This window comes from Haloferax sp. Atlit-4N (assembly GCF_003383025.1).
Classification (GTDB): Archaea; Halobacteriota; Halobacteria; order Halobacteriales; family Haloferacaceae; genus Haloferax; species Haloferax gibbonsii.
The window spans coordinates 1,110,532-1,130,628 of sequence record NZ_PSYY01000001.1; the positions used below are offsets into that span (position 1 = coordinate 1,110,532).

A 20,097-nucleotide genomic window follows, 5' to 3' on the forward strand; every position below is an offset into this window, starting at 1 on the left:
GGTGAACTGTCCGCCGGGGTCAGAACAACCGACGGTCGAGCGCGCGCATGAGTCGCCCGCGCCGAGCCGCGTCCTGACCGTGAACCGCGAGTACCGAACCGCTCCACTCGTCGATGACCGCCTTCGCGTCCGACGCCCCGTTCCACTCGTCGGCGGCCACAACGAGGAGGTCGCTCTCGGTCGACGGGGCGTGGCGGCCACCGTCCGTGGAGAGCGTCCCCATCTCGACGGGAGCGCTACACAGCTCCGCGATGTCGGCTTTGTACTGTTCGAGGGACTGTCGCCGGGCCGCCGAGTCGGTGGTGTCCCCGCAGTGGCTCAGGTGGATTCGACCCTCGGACTCGCTCGCCAGCGCGTCCGCGACGGCGACTTTCGTCGGGTCGTACGGCCCCTGGCTCGCGAGCAGTTCGACGGTGTGAATCCCGTCGAGTTCGGGTCCCTTGAGTAGACCGGCTTCGCAGGGTGCGTGGCGGAGAATCCACGACGTGTCGGTTCCGAAGAGCCGCTCGCTCACGCGCTTTGTCCCCGTCGGGTGCTCTACGAGGAGGAAGTCGACGTCCTGGTTGTCGGCGTAGTTGACGACCGCGTGTCGCGTGTCGTGGGTGACGATGGTGCCGCACCGTATCGGCACGCCGAACTCGTCGTCGAGCTCGTCGGTCTGTCGTTCGAACTCGACGTCTGCGGGCGATTCGACCGCTGACGCGTAGGCCAAGGACGTCTGGTCCGGCACCGTCTCGAACCGCGCGACCGTGACCCGCCCGTCGTTGGCGCGAGCGAGCCTCGAAGCCACCTGAATCAGCGCCCGCTCTCTGGCTTTCGAGATGTCGTGCGAAATCGCCACGAGGGCGTGGTACTCGTCGCGGTGCGCTTGGATGGCCGCTTCGGCTCGTTCGACCGCGTTGCGGCTGACCTCTTGGCGAACAGCGTCGGCGGCCGCGCCCTCGCGGTCGACGCGAGACCGGGCGTAGACGAAGAACCAGAGGGCACCCGCGATTGTGAGAACGACCGCGCCGACGAGCGGGACGGTCCCCATCTGCGTGAGGAGGACGAGACCGCTGACCGCGCCGAACACCTGCATCCACGGGTACAGCGGCGAGGTGAACGACGGTTCGTACTCGACGTGTCCCTCTCGGAACGCGACGACGGCGAGGTTGATGAGGACGAACACGAGGAGCTGGAACGCGCTCGCGAGCTTCGCGATGTCGAGCAGCGGAACGAACGCGATGAGGAGCAACAGCACGACGCCCGTGAGGGTAATCGACGTGCTCGGGGTTCCGAACCGGTCGCTAATCGTCGACAGCGACGGCGGGGCGAGTTTGTCTCGGCTCATCGCGAACGGGTACCGCGACGAGGAGAGAACCCCGGCGTTCGCGGTACTGACCAGCGCGAGGACCGCAGCCACGACGACGGCGACGACGCCGGCGGTTCCGAGCGACGCCTCCGCGGCGAGCGCCATCGGCGTCGCGCTCTCGGCGAGGACGCCGCGGTCGGTGACTCCGACCATCACGGCGACGATGAGGACGTAGAGGACCGTCGTGAACCCGAGCGACCCGAGGATGCCGAGCGGGATGTTTCGGTCGGGGTCTTCGACCTCTTCGGCGACGCTCGCTACTTTCGTCACGCCCGCGTAGGAGACGAACACGAGACCGGTCGCGGTGAGCAAGCCGCCGACTCCGCCGTTGAAGAACGGACGGAAGTTCGTCGACTCGACGGTCGGCGTCCCGCCGAGGACGAACCAGACGAGCGCGACGAGCATGATGGCGACGATTCCGACCTGTAGCCTCCCGGTCTGTTTCGCCCCGACGAGGTTGACGACGACGAGGAGCGCCGCGAGCGCGAGCGCGACCGGCGTGACGACCGTGGAGGGGACGTCGAACAGCAACAGCAGGTACGGCACGCCGCCGACGAGTGCGAGCGCACCCTTGAACGAGAGCGAGAACCACGTGCCGATACCGGCGATGGTTCCCAACAGTGGGCCCATCCCTCGCTCGATGAACAGGTAGGTGCCGCCGGCTTCGGGCATCGCCGTCGCCATCTCGGATTTCGACAGCGCCGCGGGCAGCACGAGAATGCCGGCGATCAAGTACGCCAGGATAACCGCGGGACCCGCGATGTCGATCGCAAGCGCCGGTAAAATGAAGATTCCGCTGCCGACCATCGCCCCGATACTGATCGCGAGCACCGAGAAGAGACCGAGGTCTCGTTCGAGCGTTTTTTCCACGTTTATCCTCCCGCTCGGGCGTCCTCTGCCGGTTCGGCGCTCGACCCGACGACCATGTCAGTGACGAGCGACGTGGCGCAGATGACTTCCACACCGAGGTCCTCGAACACGTCCGTGTTCTGCGGGTCGTTAACGAGTACGGTGATTCGGTCGACGTCGAACGTCGTCCGCGAGGCCTGCGTGAGAAGCAGGTTCGTCGGGTCGACCCGCCCCACGACGATGACCGCGTCCGCGTCTGCGTTCCACGCGGTTCGGAGGGACTGTGGCTCGTCGAACGCCGCGACTCGCGCGTCGATACCGCGTTCGATCGCGTGGGCGACCACTGCCTCGTTCTCGTCGATGAACGTGACGGATTCGTACTCCTCCAGTAGTCGCTCGGCGAGCGCGCGACCCGCGTGCTCTCCACCGAGTACGAGTGGTTGGTGTATCATGGGTATGGTCGTGACTCAAACTGGGCGCAGCGTTCGGTCACTCACGCTATCTATGGGACGGAAGCTTATATTTCAATCGGGTTTTGTAGCCAATCGACAAAATGAAAGGATAATATTTGTCGAATCGTCCTAGGATGCTGGAGAAGGCGGAACCGACCCCGAACCACTACGCTGTCTGTTGGTTTTGAGATGAGATAACTGAAAATCCGGGTACTGTAGTTCATTAAAAACCAATGTGTTTGTGCGATATCCCGATCGCGGACACGTTTCGTAACGGTTCCTGCCAGCCACGAGGGGGTCGAAACGCCGCCCTCGAGACCGGGGTCAAATCAGGGAGTCAGGTCTCGTAGTAGACGACGGTTTCAGGTGGTCTCCGGCCGGATTTGGCGGGGGCGAATTATTACCTCCAGTGTGACCCTCAAATTTATAATACTGACTCACAATCGGACATCTATGATACGTCCAGGCGCGCGCTCCGGGCAGGGAGACGCGCAGCGTCAGGGCAAGGGGGGAAACGAATGATAATCGACCCGTCACGGATGGCATCCGTCAACGGACCGGGGCCCGACAGCGAGGTCGCGATGGACGCGCTTCGGGGGACTGCGAAGGGGGCAGTCTCTCTGGTCGCCGTCTACGGTGCGACGGCCTTCGACCTGTTTCACGTCGGGGAGTCGGTCCGCGAGGACTTCGGGAGTCGCGACGAACTCGTGACGCACCTGAGTTCGCTCGCCGAGGAGACTCGGCGCGAGTTCATGGAGCGCGGGCTGTTTTCCGGGCTTAGTCCGGTACAGAACAGCGTCGAGTACCGGTTCGAGGAACGCGACGGCTACGGTGTGTTGCAGGTCTACTGCGGCGGCCGTGGCATGCTGCTTTTCGTCGAGCCCGACGAAACCGTCGAACCGCTGGTGAAGACCGCGTCACAACTTCTCGGCGGGATGTAACCGTCCACGGAGCGGCGCGCTCCGTGCGGAGACCGTCGTCGGAGAGCGGTCGCGCTCGGCGTCGGTCGGTCCACGGTAGTCGATACCGCGAGACGTGGGTCGGCGTGTCCGAGAGCCATCGAACCGCCACATTTTATGCCTAACCGGGAAAACGGGCGCCATGGACCAGTTGCGTCAGTCCCTTCTCGACGCGCCGATCATCGAAAAAGGAGATTACGAGTACTTCGTCCACCCCATCAGCGACGGCGTTCCGATGCTGAAACCGGGGCTCCTGCGCGAGATCGTCATCAAGATCATCCGCAAGGCGAACCTCGAAGACGTGGACAAAATCGTCACGCCCGCGGCGATGGGAATCCACATCTCGACGGCCGTCTCGCTCATGACGGACATCCCGCTCGTCGTCATCCGCAAGCGCGAGTACGGCCTCGACGGCGAGGTCTCGCTCCACCAGCAGACGGGCTACTCCGAGGGCGACATGTTCATCAACGACGTGAACGAGGGCGACCGCGTGCTCGTCCTCGACGACGTGCTCTCGACCGGCGGCACGATGAAGGCCGTCCTCGACGCGCTCGACCACATCGGCGCGGACGTCGTCGACACCGTCGCCATCATCAAGAAGGCCGGCCCGAACGAACTCGACGACTCGGACCACCACGTCAAGACGCTCATCAACGTCACCGTCGAAGATGGCGAAGTCGTCATCGTCGACGAACACGGCGACGACTGACCCGACACCGACGCGGCCACGACGCCTCACCGTCGCGCCGCCCTCCCCCGCGGATTTCCGCCTCCGCGGGGCCTTTTTGTGGCCGGACCGTACCCGGGAGCGATGACATCGGCGCTTTTCATCGTCAGCGAAGACGGCTACTGGGGAGAGGAATGCATCGAGCCGCTCACTACCCTGACCGACGCCGGAGTGGACGTGGCGGTCGCGACGCCGACGGGCGCGCCGCCGGTCGTCGACGAGCGCTCTATCGACCCCGAGGAGGTCGGCGAGGAACTCGCCGAACGCGTCGTCGAGGTCCACGAGAACGACGAGCGACTGCAGAATCCGGAGCCGATTGCGCAGGTCGACGCCCGCGAGTACGACGCCGTGGTGTTCCCCGGCGGCCACGGAACCGCGTGGGACGTCAATCAGGACCGACACGCCCGACAGGCGCTCTTGCAGGCGGTCGCCGGCGACGACTCGAAGGCGCTCGTCGTCTGTCACGCGGTCGGCATCCTCGGGTTCACCCGCGAGGCCGACGGCTCGTTCCTCGTCGAGGGACGCGAGGTCACCGGCTTCCCCAACGAGTGGGAGGAAGGCATCGTCGACGAAAACGACCTGATGCCCGACGGCCGAAAGCTCCCGTACTGGGTCGAAGACGAGGTGAAGGCCGCCGGCGGCGTCTGGGACGCCGAACTCGACAGCGACACCAGCGTCACGGTCGACGGCGACCTCATCACCGCGCGCGGTCCCGGCTCCTCGTCGGCGGCGGCGCGGACGCTCTTGGACGAGTTAGACGCGGCATAAGCGGCACCGCCCGGTGGCAACGAACCATCGTGGGGAACCCTTTTTCGTGACTCGTCCGTCGGTTCCGTCGTGAAACTCGCAGGGCTCTCGCTCGAACCCGGAGAGCGGTTGAGCGGGTCGGAACTCCGGTCCCGATTCGACCGCGGAATGACGGGCCGCGGCATCGAAATCTGCTACGACGACGACGACCAGCGGTATCTCCGCCTCTTTTCGAGCGACACCGGACCGTACGGTGACGACGTGACCGGCGGCCAGTTCACGTACATCGGAGAGGGGCGGACCGGCGACCAGACGCTCACCGGTGGCAACAAGTTCCTCGCGCGGGCCAAACACCATCCGTTACCGATATTTTTCTTCCATCGAGGGTCGGCCGGGGCTGACTGGGAGTACCAGGGTCAGGTCGAAGTCGTCGACTACGCGCACGGCCCGTTCGAGGGAGACGACAGGGACGTCTACCGATTCGTGCTCCGCCGCCGTCACGAGAGGCGAGAGCGGATCGACGAGGAAGAAGCCGCGGCGGACCTCGCGCCCGCGGAACGCACCGAGACGACGCGAAGCCGAATCATTCGAAACACGGCGCTTGCGACCGAGTTGAAAGAGCGGTACTCTCACACGTGCCAGATCTGTGGAGAGCGTCGCCGTCGAGGAGTCCACGACGGCTACGCGGAGGCGCACCATCTCAAACCGCTCGGGCGGCCCCACGACGGCCCGGACGTCGAGGCGAATCTCCTCGTTCTCTGTCCGGACCACCACGCTGACTTCGACTACGGAATGATAGCCGTCGACCCCGAGACGTACACTATCGCCCACGCCTACGAACGCGAGTTGGACGGCACCTCGCTTTCGGTCCGCGAGGACCACGACCTCGACGCCGACTCCCTCGACTACCACAATCGGACCGTGGCGTCGTTTTAGACCGACCGACTACTCGATTTTGAACACGGCCTCTTCGATGCCCTCGCTTCGACACTCCGGGCACCGCGAGGGGTAGTTCACGGGGTCGTCGAAGGCGCTGAAGCCGCAGTGTTTGCACTCCGGCGGCGCGACGAGGAACTGCTCGCCGTCCGCTCCGTGGACTGTTTGAGCGACGTGCTGGAGGTGGCCGTACACCGACGATACCGAGACGCCGACGCTCGCCGAAAGCTCGGAGGCCGTCGCGGGGTCGTCGCGGAGGGCGTCGGCGATGCGCTGGCGGGCCGTCGTGTCGGACTCCCGGGCTGTCATATCGCTCGATTTGGAGTCGAAGGGAAAATCCCTTGCGCCGCCTTCCGCCCGGAAGTGTCAGCAGAATAGAGAGGATGCAAAAAGGCCTTGTCCACGTGGCGGGATTTGGGGGATATGAAGGCAGTCGTCCTTGCCGGTGGGTACGCAACGCGTCTGTGGCCGATTACCAAACACCGACCCAAGATGTTCTTGCCCGTCGGCGACCAGACGGTCATCGACACCATCTTCGAAGACCTGGAAGCCGACGACCGGGTCTCTGAGGTGTTCGTGAGCACGAACGAGCGCTTCGCCGGCGCGTTCGAGGAGTACATCGACGAATCGCCGTTCGAAAAGCCGACGCTGTCGGTCGAAGACACCAGCGAGGAAGACGAGAAGTTCGGCGTCGTGGGCGCGCTCGCCCAGCTCATCGACCGCGAGGAGGTCGAAGAGGACCTCGTCGTCATCGCGGGCGACAACCTCATCAGCTTCGACGTGGGCGACTTCGTGGACTTCTTCTACGAGAAAAACGAGCCGTGTCTCGCCGCCTACGACGTGGGCGACAAGGAGCGCGCGAAGTCCTACGGCCTCGTCGAACTCGACGGCGACCGCGTCATCAACTTCCAGGAGAAGCCCGAAGACCCCAAGAGCACGCTCGTCTCCATCGCCTGCTACGCCTTCCCGGCGGACGACCTGCCCAAGTTCGACGAGTATCTCTCCGGCGACAACAACCCCGACGAGCCCGGCTGGTTCATGCAGTGGCTCCAGCAGAACGGCGACGTGTTCGCCTACACGTTCGACGGCGCGTGGTTCGACATCGGCACGCCCCAGAGCTACCTCGACGCCGTGGCGTGGTACCTCGGCGGCGAGAACTTCGTCCACGAGTCGGCGACGCTCACGAACACCGAGGTCGGCACCAACGTCCACGTGATGGCCAACGCGGTGGTCGAAGACTCCGTGCTCGAAGAGTCCGTGGTCTTCCCCGGCGCGGTCATCCGAAACGCGGAGCTGAAGAACTCCATCGTCGACGAGGAGACGCACATCGAGAGCCTCGACCTCTCGAACGCCCTCATCGGGGCGCACTCGCGGCTGACGAACGGCCAGTAACGCGAACGCGGTCCGAACTGTAACCGCGGACGCTCTTTCTTAGCCGAGGTACGCGTCGGTGATGCGGAGCCTGCCGTGAGTCCCCTCCCACTCCGTCTCGTACTCCAGCTCGATGGGGCGGTCCATGTGCGGGCCGTCGGTGACGAGCGTCTCGAACTCGCCGCCCTCACCGAGAATGTGGACGCCGTACTGCTCGTTGAGCGCCTCCAGTTCGTCGAGCGCGTCGGCGTCGAGCGTCCGGCCGAGCCACGACTCGTCGAGGCCGTGGGCCGCGACCTGGATGATGGTGATTTCGAAGCCCGCCTCGAGCATGGCGTCGCCGAGTTCGCGGGGGTCTTCCTGCCACAGCGGGGCGAACAGGTCGATTCCGAGGCGGTCGCACATCGCCTGAATCCGGTTGGTCTGGAACTCGCTTTCGATGGCTCCGGCCGTGACGCCCGCGAGGTCGATCTCCGATTGGAGGTCCGACAGCGCCGCTTCGAGGGGTTCGAGTTCGGCGTCGCCCTGCGCGCCCGAGTCGTCGGCGTCGGTCGCTTCGAGGTCGCCGGGGTGGACCTCGACGAGTTCGATGCCGGTGCTTTCGGCGGCGAGCGCGGCGAGGTCGGTCGCCGGCACGTGGTACATGTACGAGTCGTCGCTGGGGTGGACGGTCAGAAGACGGGTGACGTTCAGACCCTCCTCGAGCGCGCGGTAGAGCGCCCACGAGGAGTCCTTCCCGCCCGAAAAGAGGCTGACCCACTCGGCTGTCATGGAGGCGATAGCGTGTTGGGGGAGATAGGCGCTACGGTGTGGACGCCGCGGACTCGTTTCGAGCAGCTCGCATTACATGTAACCCAAGTCGCGAAGCCGACCCATCAGGTCCTCTTTGTCCTGCGCGCGCCCCTCGCGTTCCGCGCTCGCGCCGAGGTCCTGCACCCACGCGGGTCGGTCGTCGGACTTCGCGGAGCCGGATTCGGTGCCGAGCGAGCGGTAGCCCTCGAAGTACTTCGGCGAGACGGGGAGGTCGGCGGGTTCGACGCCCTCGGGCAGGTCGTCGAGGGCGGCGGGGACGTGGCCCGCGGGGTAGCCTTCGACCGAGTCGGGGACGATGTAGTTCCAGAACGCCGCCCACACGTCGGCCTCCTCGAACTGGAGGATGGAGTGGACGCGGTCGTGCGGCGGATATCTCTCGGAGTCGTGACGGGGGCTGAAGAACGTCTCGTCGGCGCGGGCTTCCTGTTCGTCCCAGCGGACGCCCGAGAAGACGCCGTCGAAGCCGCGGTCTTCGAGTGTGTCGTTGAGCGCGACGGTCTTCAGCAGGTGGTTACCCTCGAAGGTGTCGGCGTCGAGGACGATGGTCTCGCCCTCGTAGCCGAGGCGGGCGAGTTCGCGGCGGGTGTCGTCGCCGAGCTTCGAGAGGGGAATCTCGTCGCCGGGCGACGCGCCGAGTCGCGCGAAGTCCTCGTTGCGGGCGACGACGAGGTCGAGGCCCCATCGGTCGGCCCACTCGCGGACGAACGCCTCGGTCTCGTCGAAGTGCTCGAAGTGGTCGATAAAGACGACGGGCGGGACGGGAACGCCCATGTCGGCGGCGACCTCGCGGACGACGTAGAGGACGAGCGTGGAGTCCTTGCCGCCGGTCCACATGACGGCCGGGCGCTCGTACTGTTCGAGGGCGGTCGCGGTCACCGCGGCCGCTTTCTGGAGTTTGTCTTCGAGCGTCGGGTAGTCGGCGGCGGTCTGGTCTCGGCCGTCGGCGTAGTCGAGGTCGAGATAGTCGGGGAACGCGAGGCTCATGCCACAGATGTCGCTCGCCGAGGATATCCCTGTTTCCGCTGCGAGACAGTCGCAGTCGCGGTCACTCTCTGCAGTCGGCGTCGGGGAGCCAGCGTCGAAAAAGAACGTCTCGTCGGGTTAGCCGTCGACCGACTTCACATGTAGCCGAGGTCGCGCAGGCGCTCCATCAGGTCCTCTTTGTCTTGGGCGCGGCCCGCGCGCTCGGTCGTGTTTTCCATGTCCTGCAGCCACGCCGGTTCCTCGGCGGACTTGTCGGTCGAGACCTCGCTGCCGAGACTCCGGAAGCCGGCGAAGTACTTCGGCGAGACGGGAACGTCCTCCTGCGTGACGCCCTCGGGGAGGTCGGTGTCACTCGTGGGGACGTAGCCGTCCTCGGGGTAGTTCTCGACGGTGTCCGGGACCGCGAAGTACCAGAAGGCGTCCCAGACGGCGCTCTCTTCGAACTGGAGGATGGGTTGAATGCGGTCGTGCGGGGGGTAGATGTCGGGGTTGTGACGGGGGCTGAAGAACGTCTCGTCGGCGCGGGCTTCCTGTTCGTCCCAGCGGACGCCGGAGATGACGCCGTCGATGTCGTACTCCTCGAGCGTGTCGTTGAGCGCGACGGTCTTCAGCAGGTGGTTGCCGACGTAGGTGTCGAGCAGGAAGGGGAAGGTGTCCTCTTCGTACTCGAGGATGTTGCGGATGTGGTGCTGGTTGTGCTCGGAGAGTTCCGAGACGGGGATGTCGTCGCCGGGTTCGAGGCCGTTCTCGTCGACGTACGCGCCGACGTCCTCGTTGCGGGCCCAGATGACGTCGAGGTCCCACTCGTCGGCCCAGTGCTTGACGAAGTCCATGATCTCGTCGAAGTGCTGGTAGTGGTCGATGAAGACCGCCGGCGGGACTTCGAGGTCGTAGCGCTCTGCGACCTCCTTGATGAAGTAGAGCGTGAGCGTGGAGTCCTTGCCACCGGTCCACATCACGGCGGGGTTCTCGTACTGCTCGAGTCCCTGCTTCGTGACCTCGATGGCCTTCTCGATTTTGTCCTCGATACTCGGGTAGTCCTCCGGCGTCTCGCCCTCGCCGTCGGTGTAGTCGACGTCGAGGTAGTCCGGGAAGGCTTCGGCTTCCGACATGATGTGTAATTACATCTAATTAGGCGGTGTAAATGCTTTTTGCCCGAGGATTAGTGTGATGCGTGATACCGCCGAACACGATTTGGGCCGCTGACTCACGTGGCTCGGCGGTGACGGGGTGGGAAGATACGACGCGGTTAGGAGATGAACTTGTTGTCGCGCCAGTTGATTCCGCTGTCCGAGGACCCGTTCTGCTGGGGGTTCTCGACGACTTCGACGGAGGCGGCGCGGACTTCGCCCTCGACGATGCGCGTCGCCTGGAGTTCGTCGCTTTCCTCGGTGATAGCGGTCAGCGTCCCCTTCTCCGAGAGCATCGCGATCTCGCGGAGGACGAGGAACATCGGGTACTGGAGCGCCGTGTTCTGGAGCACGGTTTCGAGGTCGCCTTTGAAGCAGGCGAACTCGACGAGTTCGGAGGGTATCTCCTCTTCTTCGTCGTCTCCCCAGTTGGGCGCGCCCGCTCGGGGCGGCTCTTCCTCGTAGACGCGATTTTCCGTCACGCTCGCTTTCAACTGGGCCGTCGGCGTGTACTTGCTGAGGTTGTCGTCGGCGGAGACGGCTTTGATGATGAGGGTGTTGTTTCGGCGGGTGATGTCTACGTTCTCGACCTCAGGCGGCAGTTCTGGGTCGTTTTCGAAGTAGTCCATCACGTCTTCGAGTGGCAGTTCCAACGTCGAATGGAGTCGATATACGCGGCCTGACATTGTTGGCTTCGGTATCGACGAGAGCCACGGTGCGGGCGCACCCGGATGGCGATACCTGTGTGCATGTACGAGTTCGAGGCTTATATGGCCTCCCCTTCTCGTTAGGCGACAGATAAGAAGTCGGCGTCGGGCCGCGGTCCGGCGGTCTGCCGGGGTCGCTTCCGGCGGTCAGTTCGCGCCGGTCAGCGTCGCTTCGAGTTCGCCGCGTTCGTCGAGCTCTTCGAGGATGTCGCTGCCGCCGACGAACTCGCCGTCGACGAACGTCTGGGGGATGGTCTCCCAGTCGCTTTTCTCCTTGAGCGCCTCGCGGTAGTGCGGGAGCGCGGGCAGCACGTCGACGGTCTCGAACTCGTCGACGTACTGGGAGATGAGGTCGACCGCCTTCGCGGAGTAGCCGCACTGCGGCATCAGGCGGTTACCCTTCATGAACAGGACGACGCGGTTGTCCGCGACGGCTTCGTCGACGCGGGACTGTACTTCCTCTGGGTCCAAGCTCTCCGGTTGGAACGTCATGCGCCCAGATAACCGCCGGGCGGACAAAGGAGTTGCGTCGCCGGTGGGTTCGGTCCGCAGGGCCGACTCCGACTGCGCGGCGGCCCGTGCTGGGCGTTACTGCTCGCCGACGCGGACGACGTTGATGAGCGAGTGAACCGGGACGCCGTCTATCTCTTCGACGCCCTGCTTGTCGACGATGACCACGCACGCGAGGGGTTCGCCGCCCTCGGAGCGGATGGCGTCGATAGTCTCGCGGAGGGTCGTACCGCTCGTCACCGTGTCGTCGACGATGAAGCAGTTCCGTCCCTCGACGGGGGCGAAGTTCCGGGAGAAGCCGCCGCCGAGGTCCTCGATGTCGCCTTCGTCCCACTGGTGTTTCGCGGGCGAGTAGGCGGCGAGGGTCGTTTCGAGTTCGCGCGAGACGGAGGTCGCGAGGGGGACGCCCGCCTTCTCGATACCGACGGTCACGTCGGCCTCGCCGTTCGTCTCCATGAGCAGGTCGGCGAGCGCGCGCCCGACGTAGGTGAGACGCTTGCCGCCGCTGCCGATGGCGTTCCAATCGACGTGGATGTCGTCGGGGCCGTCGGGCTCTACCTGGGGTTCGGGTTCGGTCGCCGCGCCGCTCCGTTCGACCAGCCAGCTTGCGGTCTCGCGGGAGACGTTCAACTCGTCGGCAATCTCGCCCTTCGAGAGGCCACGGTCCGCGAGCTCCGCCGCGCTGGCGATGAGGTCGTCGACGTTCTTCATACAGTATCGAATTCGATGGCCGTTTTTATAGTGGTGTCGTCGTCTTCGAATGCTGCTTCGAACTCCGAAAGCGGGTGGACGCCGGTGACGAGGTCGCGGAGGAACCACCGCGGGAGCTTGGTGAACGTCACGGTCGCGGCCTCGAAGTGCTTGACGTGGGAGTTGACGCTGCCGACGAGCGCCTTGTTGTGGAGAACCATCTCGCGGTGGAACGCGCCGGCGTCGACCTCGAACTCCCAGTCGCTCGGGACGCCGAGGAGCGCCGCGACGCCGTTCGGCGCGAGCGCCTGTACCGACTGGATGGCGTGTTTGGGGAACCCGGTCGCCTCGTAGATGAAGTCCATGTGCTCGTGTGCGTCCGGAATCTCCTCGACCGAGGTCTCGCGGGAGTCGACGTAGGTCGCGCCGAGCTTCTCCATGATGTCGATGGTCGGGTCGGGGCGGTCGCGTCGACCGAGGCAGTAGAGGTCCTCGTAGCCCTTATCGTCGGCTTTCAGCATGGCGAGCGTCAGGAGTCCGAGGCTCCCGTTGCCGAGGACGAGCGCCGACGAGGGGGTCCAGTCGAACGCGGAGCGGCTCGCGTAGGCGTGCTCGCGGGCCTTCTCGGTGATGGAGATGGGCTCGATGAGGAAGCCGAGTTCGGCCTGCGAGCGCGGGATGCGGACGAGGTAGTCCGACGGGCTGGTGAAGTACTCGGACATGAACCCGTGCGCGCCGACGATACCGCGCTCGGCGTACATCCCGTCGGGAGCCATGTCGGGTTGGTCCTTCTCGAAGTACTCGTTCGTCCCGGACGCCGGGGGGCGGCGGACCGTCGGCACGACGATGTCGCCTTCCTCCAGTTCGGTGCCGTTCGGGTCGACGACGATACCGACCGCCTCGTGGCCGAGCACGAGGTGGTCTTCGCCCTCGGGGAACCCCCCGTGGCCGCCGGCGATGACCTCGTGGTCCGTCCCGTCCACGCCGACCCGAAGCGTTCGGACGAGCGCCTCCCCGACGTCGGGTTCCGGTCGCGGCTTCTCGATGACGACCGGTTTGTCTTCCCCGCGCTTGACGGCGATTGCTTTCATACCCCCACCAATGCACCACCCCACCAAAAGACTTATTCTATGATGAGTAAATAATTCAGCCACGGTGAGCGCCCTGCGTCGTCGCACCAGCCCATGACGAACCGCCTCGCGCGGACCAGCCTGTCCAGCCCAACCGTGCCGGCGCTCGCCGAACCCGTGCCCGAACCGCACCGAAGCCGATACCCCGTGCCCGTCGGCTTCTGAGGCGGTCTCGGTTTTCTCCTGACGGTCGCTCGGCTCAGCGACGCGTTCGACCGACCGCAGAAAGTAGCGTACCGCTTCGCCGGGCCGACGTTCCGACGACCCGGTCGACGGTTCAGTTCTCGATGTCGTCGACGAGTTCGTCCGCGAGACCGACGTACGTCGCGGGCGTGAGCGCGAGCAGTTCCTCGCGAGTTTCCTCGTCAACGTCGAGGTCCGCGAAGAGGTCGTGGAAGTCGTCGAGGGTCACCTCGCGGCCGCGGGTGAGCTCCTTCACTCGCTCGTAGGCCTGCGTGTCGCCCTCGCGGCGGAGAATCGTCTGGACGGCCTCGCCGATGATGGCCGGCGTGTCGTCGAGTTCGTCGCGCATGACCTGCTCGTTCGGGACGACCTTGCCGAGGCCGGTCTGGGTCTTCTTGTAGCCGATGAGGCAGTGGGCGAACGCCGCGCCGACGTTGCGCTTGACCGTGGAGTCCGAGAGGTCGCGCTGGAGGCGCGAGGTCGTCACGTAGTCGGCGAGGAACGTCAGGTCCGCGTTGGCCTTCGAGAGGTTGCCCTCGGAGTTCTCGAAGTCGATGGGGTTGACCTTGTGCGGCATCGTCGACGAGCCGGTCTCGCCCTCGACGGCCTCCTGTCCCAGATAGCGGTCGGAGACGTAGAGCCACGCGTCGCGGTCGAGGTCGACGAGGACGTTGTTGACGCCGCGGACGGCGTCGAACAGCGCCGCGAGGTCGTCGCAGGGGTTGACCTGCGTGGCGAGCGCGGTGTGTTCGAGGCCGAGCGACCCGACGAACTCGCGGGAGAACGCCCGCCAGTCCACGTCGGGGTAGGCGGCGACGTGGGCGGCGTAGACGCCCGACGCGCCCGCGAGCTTGCCGGCGAGTTCGTCGGTCGCGGCCTCGACGCGGGCGAGCGTCCGACCGAGACGGGCGGCGTAGACGGCCATCTCCTTGCCGAACGTCGTCGGGGTCGCGGGCTGCCCGTGAGTGCGCGCGAGCATGGGCACGTCGCGGAACTCCCGCGCGAGCGAGACGAGTTCGTCGCGGGTGTCCCGGAGTTCGGGCACGAGGACCTCCTCGACCGCGCCCTTCACCATGAGACGCTGGGCGAGGTTGTTCACGTCCTCGGAGGTGAGCCCGAAGTGAATCCACGGGTGGACCGACTCGTCGGTCTCGGTTCGGATGAAGTACTCGACGGCCTTCACGTCGTGATTCGTCGCCGAGAAGCCTTCCGCGCCCTCGACTTCGAGCCGTTTCACGAGGTCGGCGTCGTCGGCGTCGAACGCCTCGTAGAGCGCTCGGAGGTCGGCGCGCTCGCTCTCGGAGAACGAAAGCGGCGTCGCGTCGAGGTCGGCGAGCGCGAGGAGGTACTCCACTTCGACTTCAACGCGGGCGCGCATGAGGGCGGCCTCGCTGACGTGCGGCGCGAGGGGTGCGGTTCGGGAGGCATATCGCCCGTCGAGCGGGGACACCGCGTACAGCGGGTCGTGCCGGTCGGCGTCGGTCATGTCTGAGTCGTCACGATGGGGGAGGTTAAACGCCGGGGGTTCGTCGCCGCCGCGGAGGCGATACTTGCGCACAAGTATGCCCACTCAGACGCGCTCTGCGGCTGCGTGTCGTCGCACATATACACAATCGAGTATATATTGCCGTCGAGGACCGCAACCACTTTGAGGGCCGCGAGTCCCCTTTCTCACATGGTCACCATCGCCGGTCTCGCGAGCAACCGCGGACGAAACCTTCGCAACGTCGCCGACCGCGCCCCCGGCGGGGCGGAACTCGGCGTCGTCGTCTCGAACAGCGCCGACGCGCCCGTCCTCGACTGGGCGGACGAACACGGCATCCCCAGCGAAGTCGTCGAGCGCGGCGACGACGAGGCCCGCGAGTCCCACGAGGAGCGCATCCTCGACGCCCTCGCGGACTACGACTTCGACCTCGTCTGCCTCGACGGCTACATGCGCGTGCTCACCTCGACGTTCCTCGACGCCGCGCCGACGACGCTCAACGTCCACCCGTCGCTGCTCCCCGCGTTCCCCGGCATGGACGCCCACGAACAGGTGCTCGACGCCGGCGTCAAGACGACCGGCTGTACGGTCCACGTCGTCAACGAGGAGGTCGACGCCGGCCCCATCGTCACGCAGGAGGCCGTTCCGGTCTACACCGACGACGACGCCGACGACCTCAAATCGCGCGTCCTCTACGACGCCGAGTTCAAGGCCTACCCGCGCGCAGTCCGCTGGTTCGCCGAGGGCCGCGTGACGGTCGAAGACGATTCCGTCACCGTCGAGGGCGACGTCGACGCCGGGCTGCCCGAGCGCCGCGTCACCTCCGAGGACCGCTACGACGAACTCCGCTACGGCGAGAACCCGCACCAGGACGCCGCGGTCTACGTGGACGAGACGTGCGACGAGGCGTCGGTCGTCGGCGCGCCCCAGCTCAACGAGGGCGCGAAGGGGCTTTCGTACAACAACTACAACGACGCCGACGGCGCGCTGAACATCATCAAGGAGTTCGACGAGCCCGCCGCGGCGGTCATCAAGCACACGAACCCCGCCGGCTGCGCCACCGCCGACACGCTCGCGGAGGCCTACGCCGACGCCCTCGCCACCGACCCGATGAGCGCCTTCGGCGGCATCGTCGCGCTCAACCGCGAGTGCGACGCCGAGACGGCCGAACTCATCATCGACTCGTTCAAGGAAGTCGTCGTCGCGCCCGGCTACACCGACGACGCGCTCGACGTGCTGACCGAGAAGAAGAACCTCCGCGTCCTCGATGTGGGCGAACTCGGCGACCGGACCGAGACGTACACCGAGAAGGCGCTCGTCGGCGGGCGACTCGTTCAGGAGCGCGACCTCTGGACGCCGACGCTGGACGACCTCGAAGTCGTCACCGAGACCGAACCCACGGACGAGCAGTTGGAGACGATGCTGTTCGCGTGGAAGGTCCTGAAGCACGTGAAGTCCAACGGGATTCTCTTCGCCAAGGGCACCGAGACGGTCGGCGTCGGCATGGGGCAGGTCTCCCGCGTCGACGCGGTCGAACTCGCCGCGATGAAGGCTGAGGAACACGCCGAGGGCAAAGACGCGCAGGGAGCCGTCATGGCCTCCGACGCGTTCTTCCCGTTCCCGGACGGCGTGGAGAAGGCGGCCGACGCGGGCATCGAGGCGGTCATCCAGCCCGGCGGCTCGGTGAACGACGAGGACGTCATCGAGGCGTGCGACGAGCGCGGAATTGCGATGGTCTTCACCGGCCAGCGGTGCTTTAGACACGACTGAGCGGAGCGAAGGAGCGTCTAAAGCTCGAAGCACGACCGGAGGGAGTGCTTCGGTGTTTCCGCCACGATTAGTGACGGAAGTCAGTGAGATGAACGAATGTGAGTCTCGCGCGATTTTGGGCACGACTGGGCATCTCCTCTCTCACTTCCAGACGCCCCGAGACCGTTCCCACGTCCTAACACCGACGGTGTCCCTTCAAGTGTCGGCGAGGCGAACACAGAGGTATGTACGAACACATCCTGGTGCCGACCGACGGGAGCGAGGGGACGATGCAGGCGGTCGAACACGCGCTCGAACTCGCCGACGCGGAGTCGAAGATTCACGTGCTGTCGGTCGTCGACCAGCGGGTGTACCTCGCCGCCGGCGGCGACCAACAGGACGCGGTCATCCAGTCGCTCCGCGACGACGCGGTACAGGCGGTCGAGCGGTGCGCCGAGAAGTGCGAGGGGAAGGCCTCGACGGCGACCGCAATCCGCGACGGCGTGCCGCACCGGGTCATCCTCGACTACGCCGACGAACACGACGTCGACGTGGTCGTCATGGGAACCCACGGGCGGACCGGTCGCGACAAACTCACCTCGCTCGGGAGCGTCACCGAGCGCGTCATCGAGAACGCCAAGCGCCCGGTGCTCGTCGTTCATATCGACTGACTCCGGCGCGTTAAGCGCACTCCGGTGACGTTCCGGGTCGCCCGCGGAGCGTCGCCGATGACGGCGGTGGCGGTCGGGGCTGTCGGGCGACCGGCGTCGTGTCGCAGGAGTGACGTGGAGCGTTAGGCCTAAGCCCACCGTCCGGTTTCTCACGCGTATGGAGTACCACGAGGCGGTGAACTTCCTTTTCGACCTCCGGCGGTTTCAGGTCAAGCCGGGGACCGAGTCGATTCAGCGGTTGCTCTCTCACCTCGGCGACCCCCACGAAGGCGTGTCGTTCGTGCAGGTCGCGGGGTCGAACGGCAAAGGAAGCACCGCCCGGATGGTCGACGCGATACTGCGCGAGTCGGGCGCGCACGTCGGCCTCTACACCTCGCCGCACTTCGACGACGTGCGGGAGCGAATCCGCGTCGACGGCCGGAAGATTCCGAAGGCCGCGCTGTCGACGTTCGTGGCCGAAGCCAAGCCGTACCTCGTCGAGCGGGCCGCCGACGGCGAGCCGCTGACCTTTTTCGAGACCGTGACCGCGCTCGCGCTGTGGTACTTCGACCGCGCGGACGTGGACGTGGCGGTCCTCGAAGTCGGGATGGGCGGCGAACTCGACGCGACGAGCGCCGTCGACCCGGTCGCCAGCGCCGTCACCAACGTCTCGCTCGAACACACCGCCGTCCTCGGCGATACCGTCGCGGAAATCGCGAAGACGAAAGCGGCCGTCGCGCCCGCCGACGCGCCGCTCGTAACCGGGGCGACCGGCGAGGCGCTGTCGGTCATCCGCGAGGAGGTCGGCGACGTGCTGACCGTCGGCGACGCCGGCTCCGACGCCGACGTTCGCGCCTCCTACGGCGGCCGCGTCAACCACCAGGAGGCCGCCGTCACCGTCGAGACCGACGACGAGACGCTCGACGTTCGAATCCCGCTTTTGGGCGCGTATCAGGCGCAAAACGCCGGTATCGCCGTTTCGATCGCCCGGCAGGTCCGCCCCGACATCGACGAGGAGGCGATTCACCGCGGCCTCCGAAACGCCCACTGGCCGGGTCGGTTCGAGGTCATGGGCACGGAGCCGACGGTCGTCCTCGACGGCGCGCACAACCCCGACGCCTGCGCGCAGGTCGCCACCGTCCTCGACGAGTTCGACTACGACGACCTCCACCTCGTCTACGGGGCGATGCACGACAAGGACCACAGCGAGATGGTCGGAGCGCTCCCGGAGGTCGCGTCGGTCGTCACCTGCAAGGCGGACATCTCGCGGGGCGAAGACCCCGAGATTCTGTCGTCCGTCTTCGAGCGACTCGACGGCCCCGAAGTGGAGACCGGCGGCGCGGTCGCCTCGGCGCTCGACCTGGCTCGCGCCCGCGCCGCCCCGGACGACTGCGTGCTCGTCGTCGGCTCGCTGTACGTCGTCGCCGAGGCGCGCACGACGTGGACGCGGGCGGTCGTCCCGAAATCCCACCGCACCCTCGACGACGCTCGCCGGACGCTCGAACGCGCGAACGTGTCGGACGCCGCCGACCGGGGGGCGCGCGCGAAGCGGGCGGTCAATCGAACTGTCCACACCCGCGTCCAGCGCCGACAGGCCCGAGTGCTCCGCGAGGAACTGCTGTCCGTCGGCGGCGACTGCGCCGTCTCGGGCCACGAGTTCGGCGGCGAACTCGTCGACGTGGTCCTGACCGGGACGCTCGACCAGTTCGAGCGACTGACGGCGGCCCTCGAAGCCCGGCCGTACGCGCTCGCGGGGGTCGCAGCGGAGATTCGGGAGGCGTTCGGCGCGAGCGGCACCGACCGCGACGACGCCGGCGAGTACCCGTGGGACGACGGCACGGCCGTCATGGGTATCCTGAACGTGACGCCGAACAGCTTCCACGACGGCGGGGAGTTCTACGACATCGACGACGCCGTCGAACAGGCGCGGGCGATGGTCGACGCCGGGGTAGACATCATCGACGTGGGCGGCGAGAGCACCCGTCCCGGCGCGGACGAGGTCCCGGTCGACGAGGAGATTCGCCGCGTCGCGCCCGTCATCGAGGCCATCGCCGACCTCGACGTGCTCGTCTCGGTCGACACCCGGAAGGCGGCCGTCGGCGAGGCCGCCCTCGACGCCGGCGCGGACATCCTCAACGACGTGACCGGCCTCGAAGACCCCGAGATGCGCTTTCTCGCGGCCGAGCGCGACACGCCCGTCATCGTGATGCACAGCATCGACGCGCCGGTCGACCCGTCCCGCGAGGTCGACTACGACGACGTGGTCGAGGACGTCATCGACGAACTGACCGAACTGGTGTTACTCGCCGAGAAGGCGGGCATCCCCCGGCGGAACCTCATCGTCGACCCCGGTCTCGGCTTCGGGAAGTCGAAGGCCGAGAACTTCGAACTCCTCGGGCGCGCCGACGAGTTCGCCGCGCTCGGCTGTCCGATTCTCGTCGGCCACTCCCACAAGTCGATGTTCTCGCTCGTCGGCGAGGAGCCGGGCGACAACCTCGCGGCGACCGTCGCGGGCACGACCATCGCCGCCGACCGCGGGGCCGACATCGTCCGCGTCCACGACGTGCCGGAGAACGTCGCGGCCGTGAACGTCGCGCTCGCCTCGCGGGACCCGAGCCGGTTCGAAGGCGACTCGGAGAGCGAAGACTGAGACGCGGCTGCCGGCTCAGGTCCCGC

19 protein-coding genes are annotated in these 20,097 nt (G+C 66.4%); 8 read left to right on the forward strand and 11 right to left on the reverse strand.

All coding sequences use genetic code 11. The annotated features are described in order from the left end of the window. Nucleotides 1-19: 19 nt before the first annotated feature. Both C5C07_RS05775 and C5C07_RS05780 read right to left on the reverse strand, forming a co-directional pair. A complete protein-coding gene (locus tag C5C07_RS05775; RefSeq protein WP_004977537.1) occupies nucleotides 20-2,221 on the reverse strand; it encodes a universal stress protein in 2,202 nt (733 codons plus the stop codon). Nucleotides 2,222-2,223: 2 nt separating this feature from the next. Next, nucleotides 2,224-2,652: an NAD-binding protein gene (locus C5C07_RS05780; RefSeq protein WP_004977536.1), complete on the reverse strand. Its 429-nt coding sequence runs from the start codon at nucleotides 2,650-2,652 to the stop codon at nucleotides 2,224-2,226. A 539-nt stretch (nucleotides 2,653-3,191) separates the two neighbouring features. Here C5C07_RS05780 and C5C07_RS05785 point away from each other — a divergent pair. The 4 genes from C5C07_RS05785 (at nucleotide 3,192) to C5C07_RS05800 (ending at nucleotide 6,021) form a co-directional block, all read left to right on the forward strand. Beyond that, a complete protein-coding gene (locus tag C5C07_RS05785; RefSeq protein ID WP_004977535.1) occupies nucleotides 3,192-3,593 on the forward strand; it encodes a hypothetical protein in 402 nt (133 codons plus the stop codon). Between the two features lie 160 nt (nucleotides 3,594-3,753). Next, entirely contained in the window at nucleotides 3,754-4,320 is a 567-nt protein-coding gene (gene hpt, locus C5C07_RS05790) for a hypoxanthine/guanine phosphoribosyltransferase (protein WP_004977534.1), read from the forward strand. Between the two features lie 102 nt (nucleotides 4,321-4,422). Beyond that, nucleotides 4,423-5,106, forward strand: a complete 684-nt coding sequence (locus C5C07_RS05795) for a type 1 glutamine amidotransferase domain-containing protein (protein WP_115804713.1) — start codon at nucleotides 4,423-4,425, stop codon at nucleotides 5,104-5,106. 69 nt (nucleotides 5,107-5,175) lie between these two features. Further along, entirely contained in the window at nucleotides 5,176-6,021 is an 846-nt protein-coding gene (locus C5C07_RS05800; protein ID WP_115804714.1) for an HNH endonuclease, read from the forward strand. 9 nt (nucleotides 6,022-6,030) lie between these two features. Here the strand turns inward: C5C07_RS05800 and C5C07_RS05805 are convergent, their stop codons facing one another. Beyond that, entirely contained in the window at nucleotides 6,031-6,330 is a 300-nt protein-coding gene (locus C5C07_RS05805) for a transcriptional regulator (protein ID WP_004063969.1), read from the reverse strand. A gap of 114 nt (nucleotides 6,331-6,444) precedes the next feature. On the opposite strand from C5C07_RS05805, the gene C5C07_RS05810 reads away from it, so the two are divergent. Then, entirely contained in the window at nucleotides 6,445-7,413 is a 969-nt protein-coding gene (locus C5C07_RS05810; RefSeq protein WP_004977531.1) for a sugar phosphate nucleotidyltransferase, read from the forward strand. Nucleotides 7,414-7,452: 39 nt separating this feature from the next. Here C5C07_RS05810 and C5C07_RS05815 read toward each other — a convergent pair whose 3' ends face one another. The 8 genes from C5C07_RS05815 to purB form a co-directional block, all read right to left on the reverse strand. After that, nucleotides 7,453-8,163 (reverse strand): diphthine--ammonia ligase, encoded by a 711-nt coding sequence (locus C5C07_RS05815; RefSeq protein ID WP_050458878.1) that lies wholly within the window; start codon nucleotides 8,161-8,163, stop codon nucleotides 7,453-7,455. 72 nt (nucleotides 8,164-8,235) lie between these two features. Next, complete coding sequence (locus C5C07_RS05820; protein ID WP_115804715.1) at nucleotides 8,236-9,189, reverse strand: phosphoadenosine phosphosulfate reductase family protein; 954 nt, start codon at nucleotides 9,187-9,189, stop codon at nucleotides 8,236-8,238. A 134-nt stretch (nucleotides 9,190-9,323) separates the two neighbouring features. Beyond that, complete coding sequence (locus tag C5C07_RS05825; RefSeq protein ID WP_004977528.1) at nucleotides 9,324-10,301, reverse strand: phosphoadenosine phosphosulfate reductase family protein; 978 nt, start codon at nucleotides 10,299-10,301, stop codon at nucleotides 9,324-9,326. A gap of 137 nt (nucleotides 10,302-10,438) precedes the next feature. After that, nucleotides 10,439-11,005: a hypothetical protein gene (locus tag C5C07_RS05830; RefSeq protein ID WP_004977527.1), complete on the reverse strand. Its 567-nt coding sequence runs from the start codon at nucleotides 11,003-11,005 to the stop codon at nucleotides 10,439-10,441. Nucleotides 11,006-11,173: 168 nt separating this feature from the next. Next, entirely contained in the window at nucleotides 11,174-11,518 is a 345-nt protein-coding gene (locus tag C5C07_RS05835; protein ID WP_004977526.1) for a glutaredoxin, read from the reverse strand. A gap of 96 nt (nucleotides 11,519-11,614) precedes the next feature. Then, nucleotides 11,615-12,247 carry a transcriptional regulator GfcR gene (gene gfcR, locus C5C07_RS05840; protein WP_004977525.1) on the reverse strand — a complete coding sequence of 211 codons (633 nt, stop codon included), beginning with the start codon at nucleotides 12,245-12,247 and terminating at the stop codon, nucleotides 11,615-11,617. Next, nucleotides 12,244-13,317, reverse strand: a complete 1,074-nt coding sequence (locus tag C5C07_RS05845; RefSeq protein WP_115804716.1) for a glucose 1-dehydrogenase — start codon at nucleotides 13,315-13,317, stop codon at nucleotides 12,244-12,246. The genes gfcR and C5C07_RS05845 overlap by 4 nt, the downstream gene beginning before the upstream one ends. Nucleotides 13,318-13,633: 316 nt before the next feature. After that, nucleotides 13,634-15,025 carry an adenylosuccinate lyase gene (gene purB, locus C5C07_RS05850; protein ID WP_115804717.1) on the reverse strand — a complete coding sequence of 464 codons (1,392 nt, stop codon included), beginning with the start codon at nucleotides 15,023-15,025 and terminating at the stop codon, nucleotides 13,634-13,636. Between the two features lie 189 nt (nucleotides 15,026-15,214). On the opposite strand from purB, the gene purH reads away from it, so the two are divergent. The 3 genes from purH (at nucleotide 15,215) to folP (ending at nucleotide 20,071) form a co-directional block, all read left to right on the forward strand. Then, on the forward strand, nucleotides 15,215-16,792 hold the full coding sequence (gene purH, locus C5C07_RS05855; RefSeq protein ID WP_050458881.1) for a bifunctional phosphoribosylaminoimidazolecarboxamide formyltransferase/IMP cyclohydrolase: 1,578 nt from the start codon (nucleotides 15,215-15,217) through the stop codon (nucleotides 16,790-16,792). A 224-nt stretch (nucleotides 16,793-17,016) separates the two neighbouring features. Continuing rightward, nucleotides 17,017-17,442, forward strand: a complete 426-nt coding sequence (locus tag C5C07_RS05860) for a universal stress protein (protein ID WP_004977521.1) — start codon at nucleotides 17,017-17,019, stop codon at nucleotides 17,440-17,442. 157 nt (nucleotides 17,443-17,599) lie between these two features. Further along, nucleotides 17,600-20,071, forward strand: coding sequence for a dihydropteroate synthase (gene folP / locus C5C07_RS05865; RefSeq protein WP_115804718.1), 2,472 nt, complete (start codon nucleotides 17,600-17,602; stop codon nucleotides 20,069-20,071). Nucleotides 20,072-20,097 lie beyond the last annotated feature (26 nt).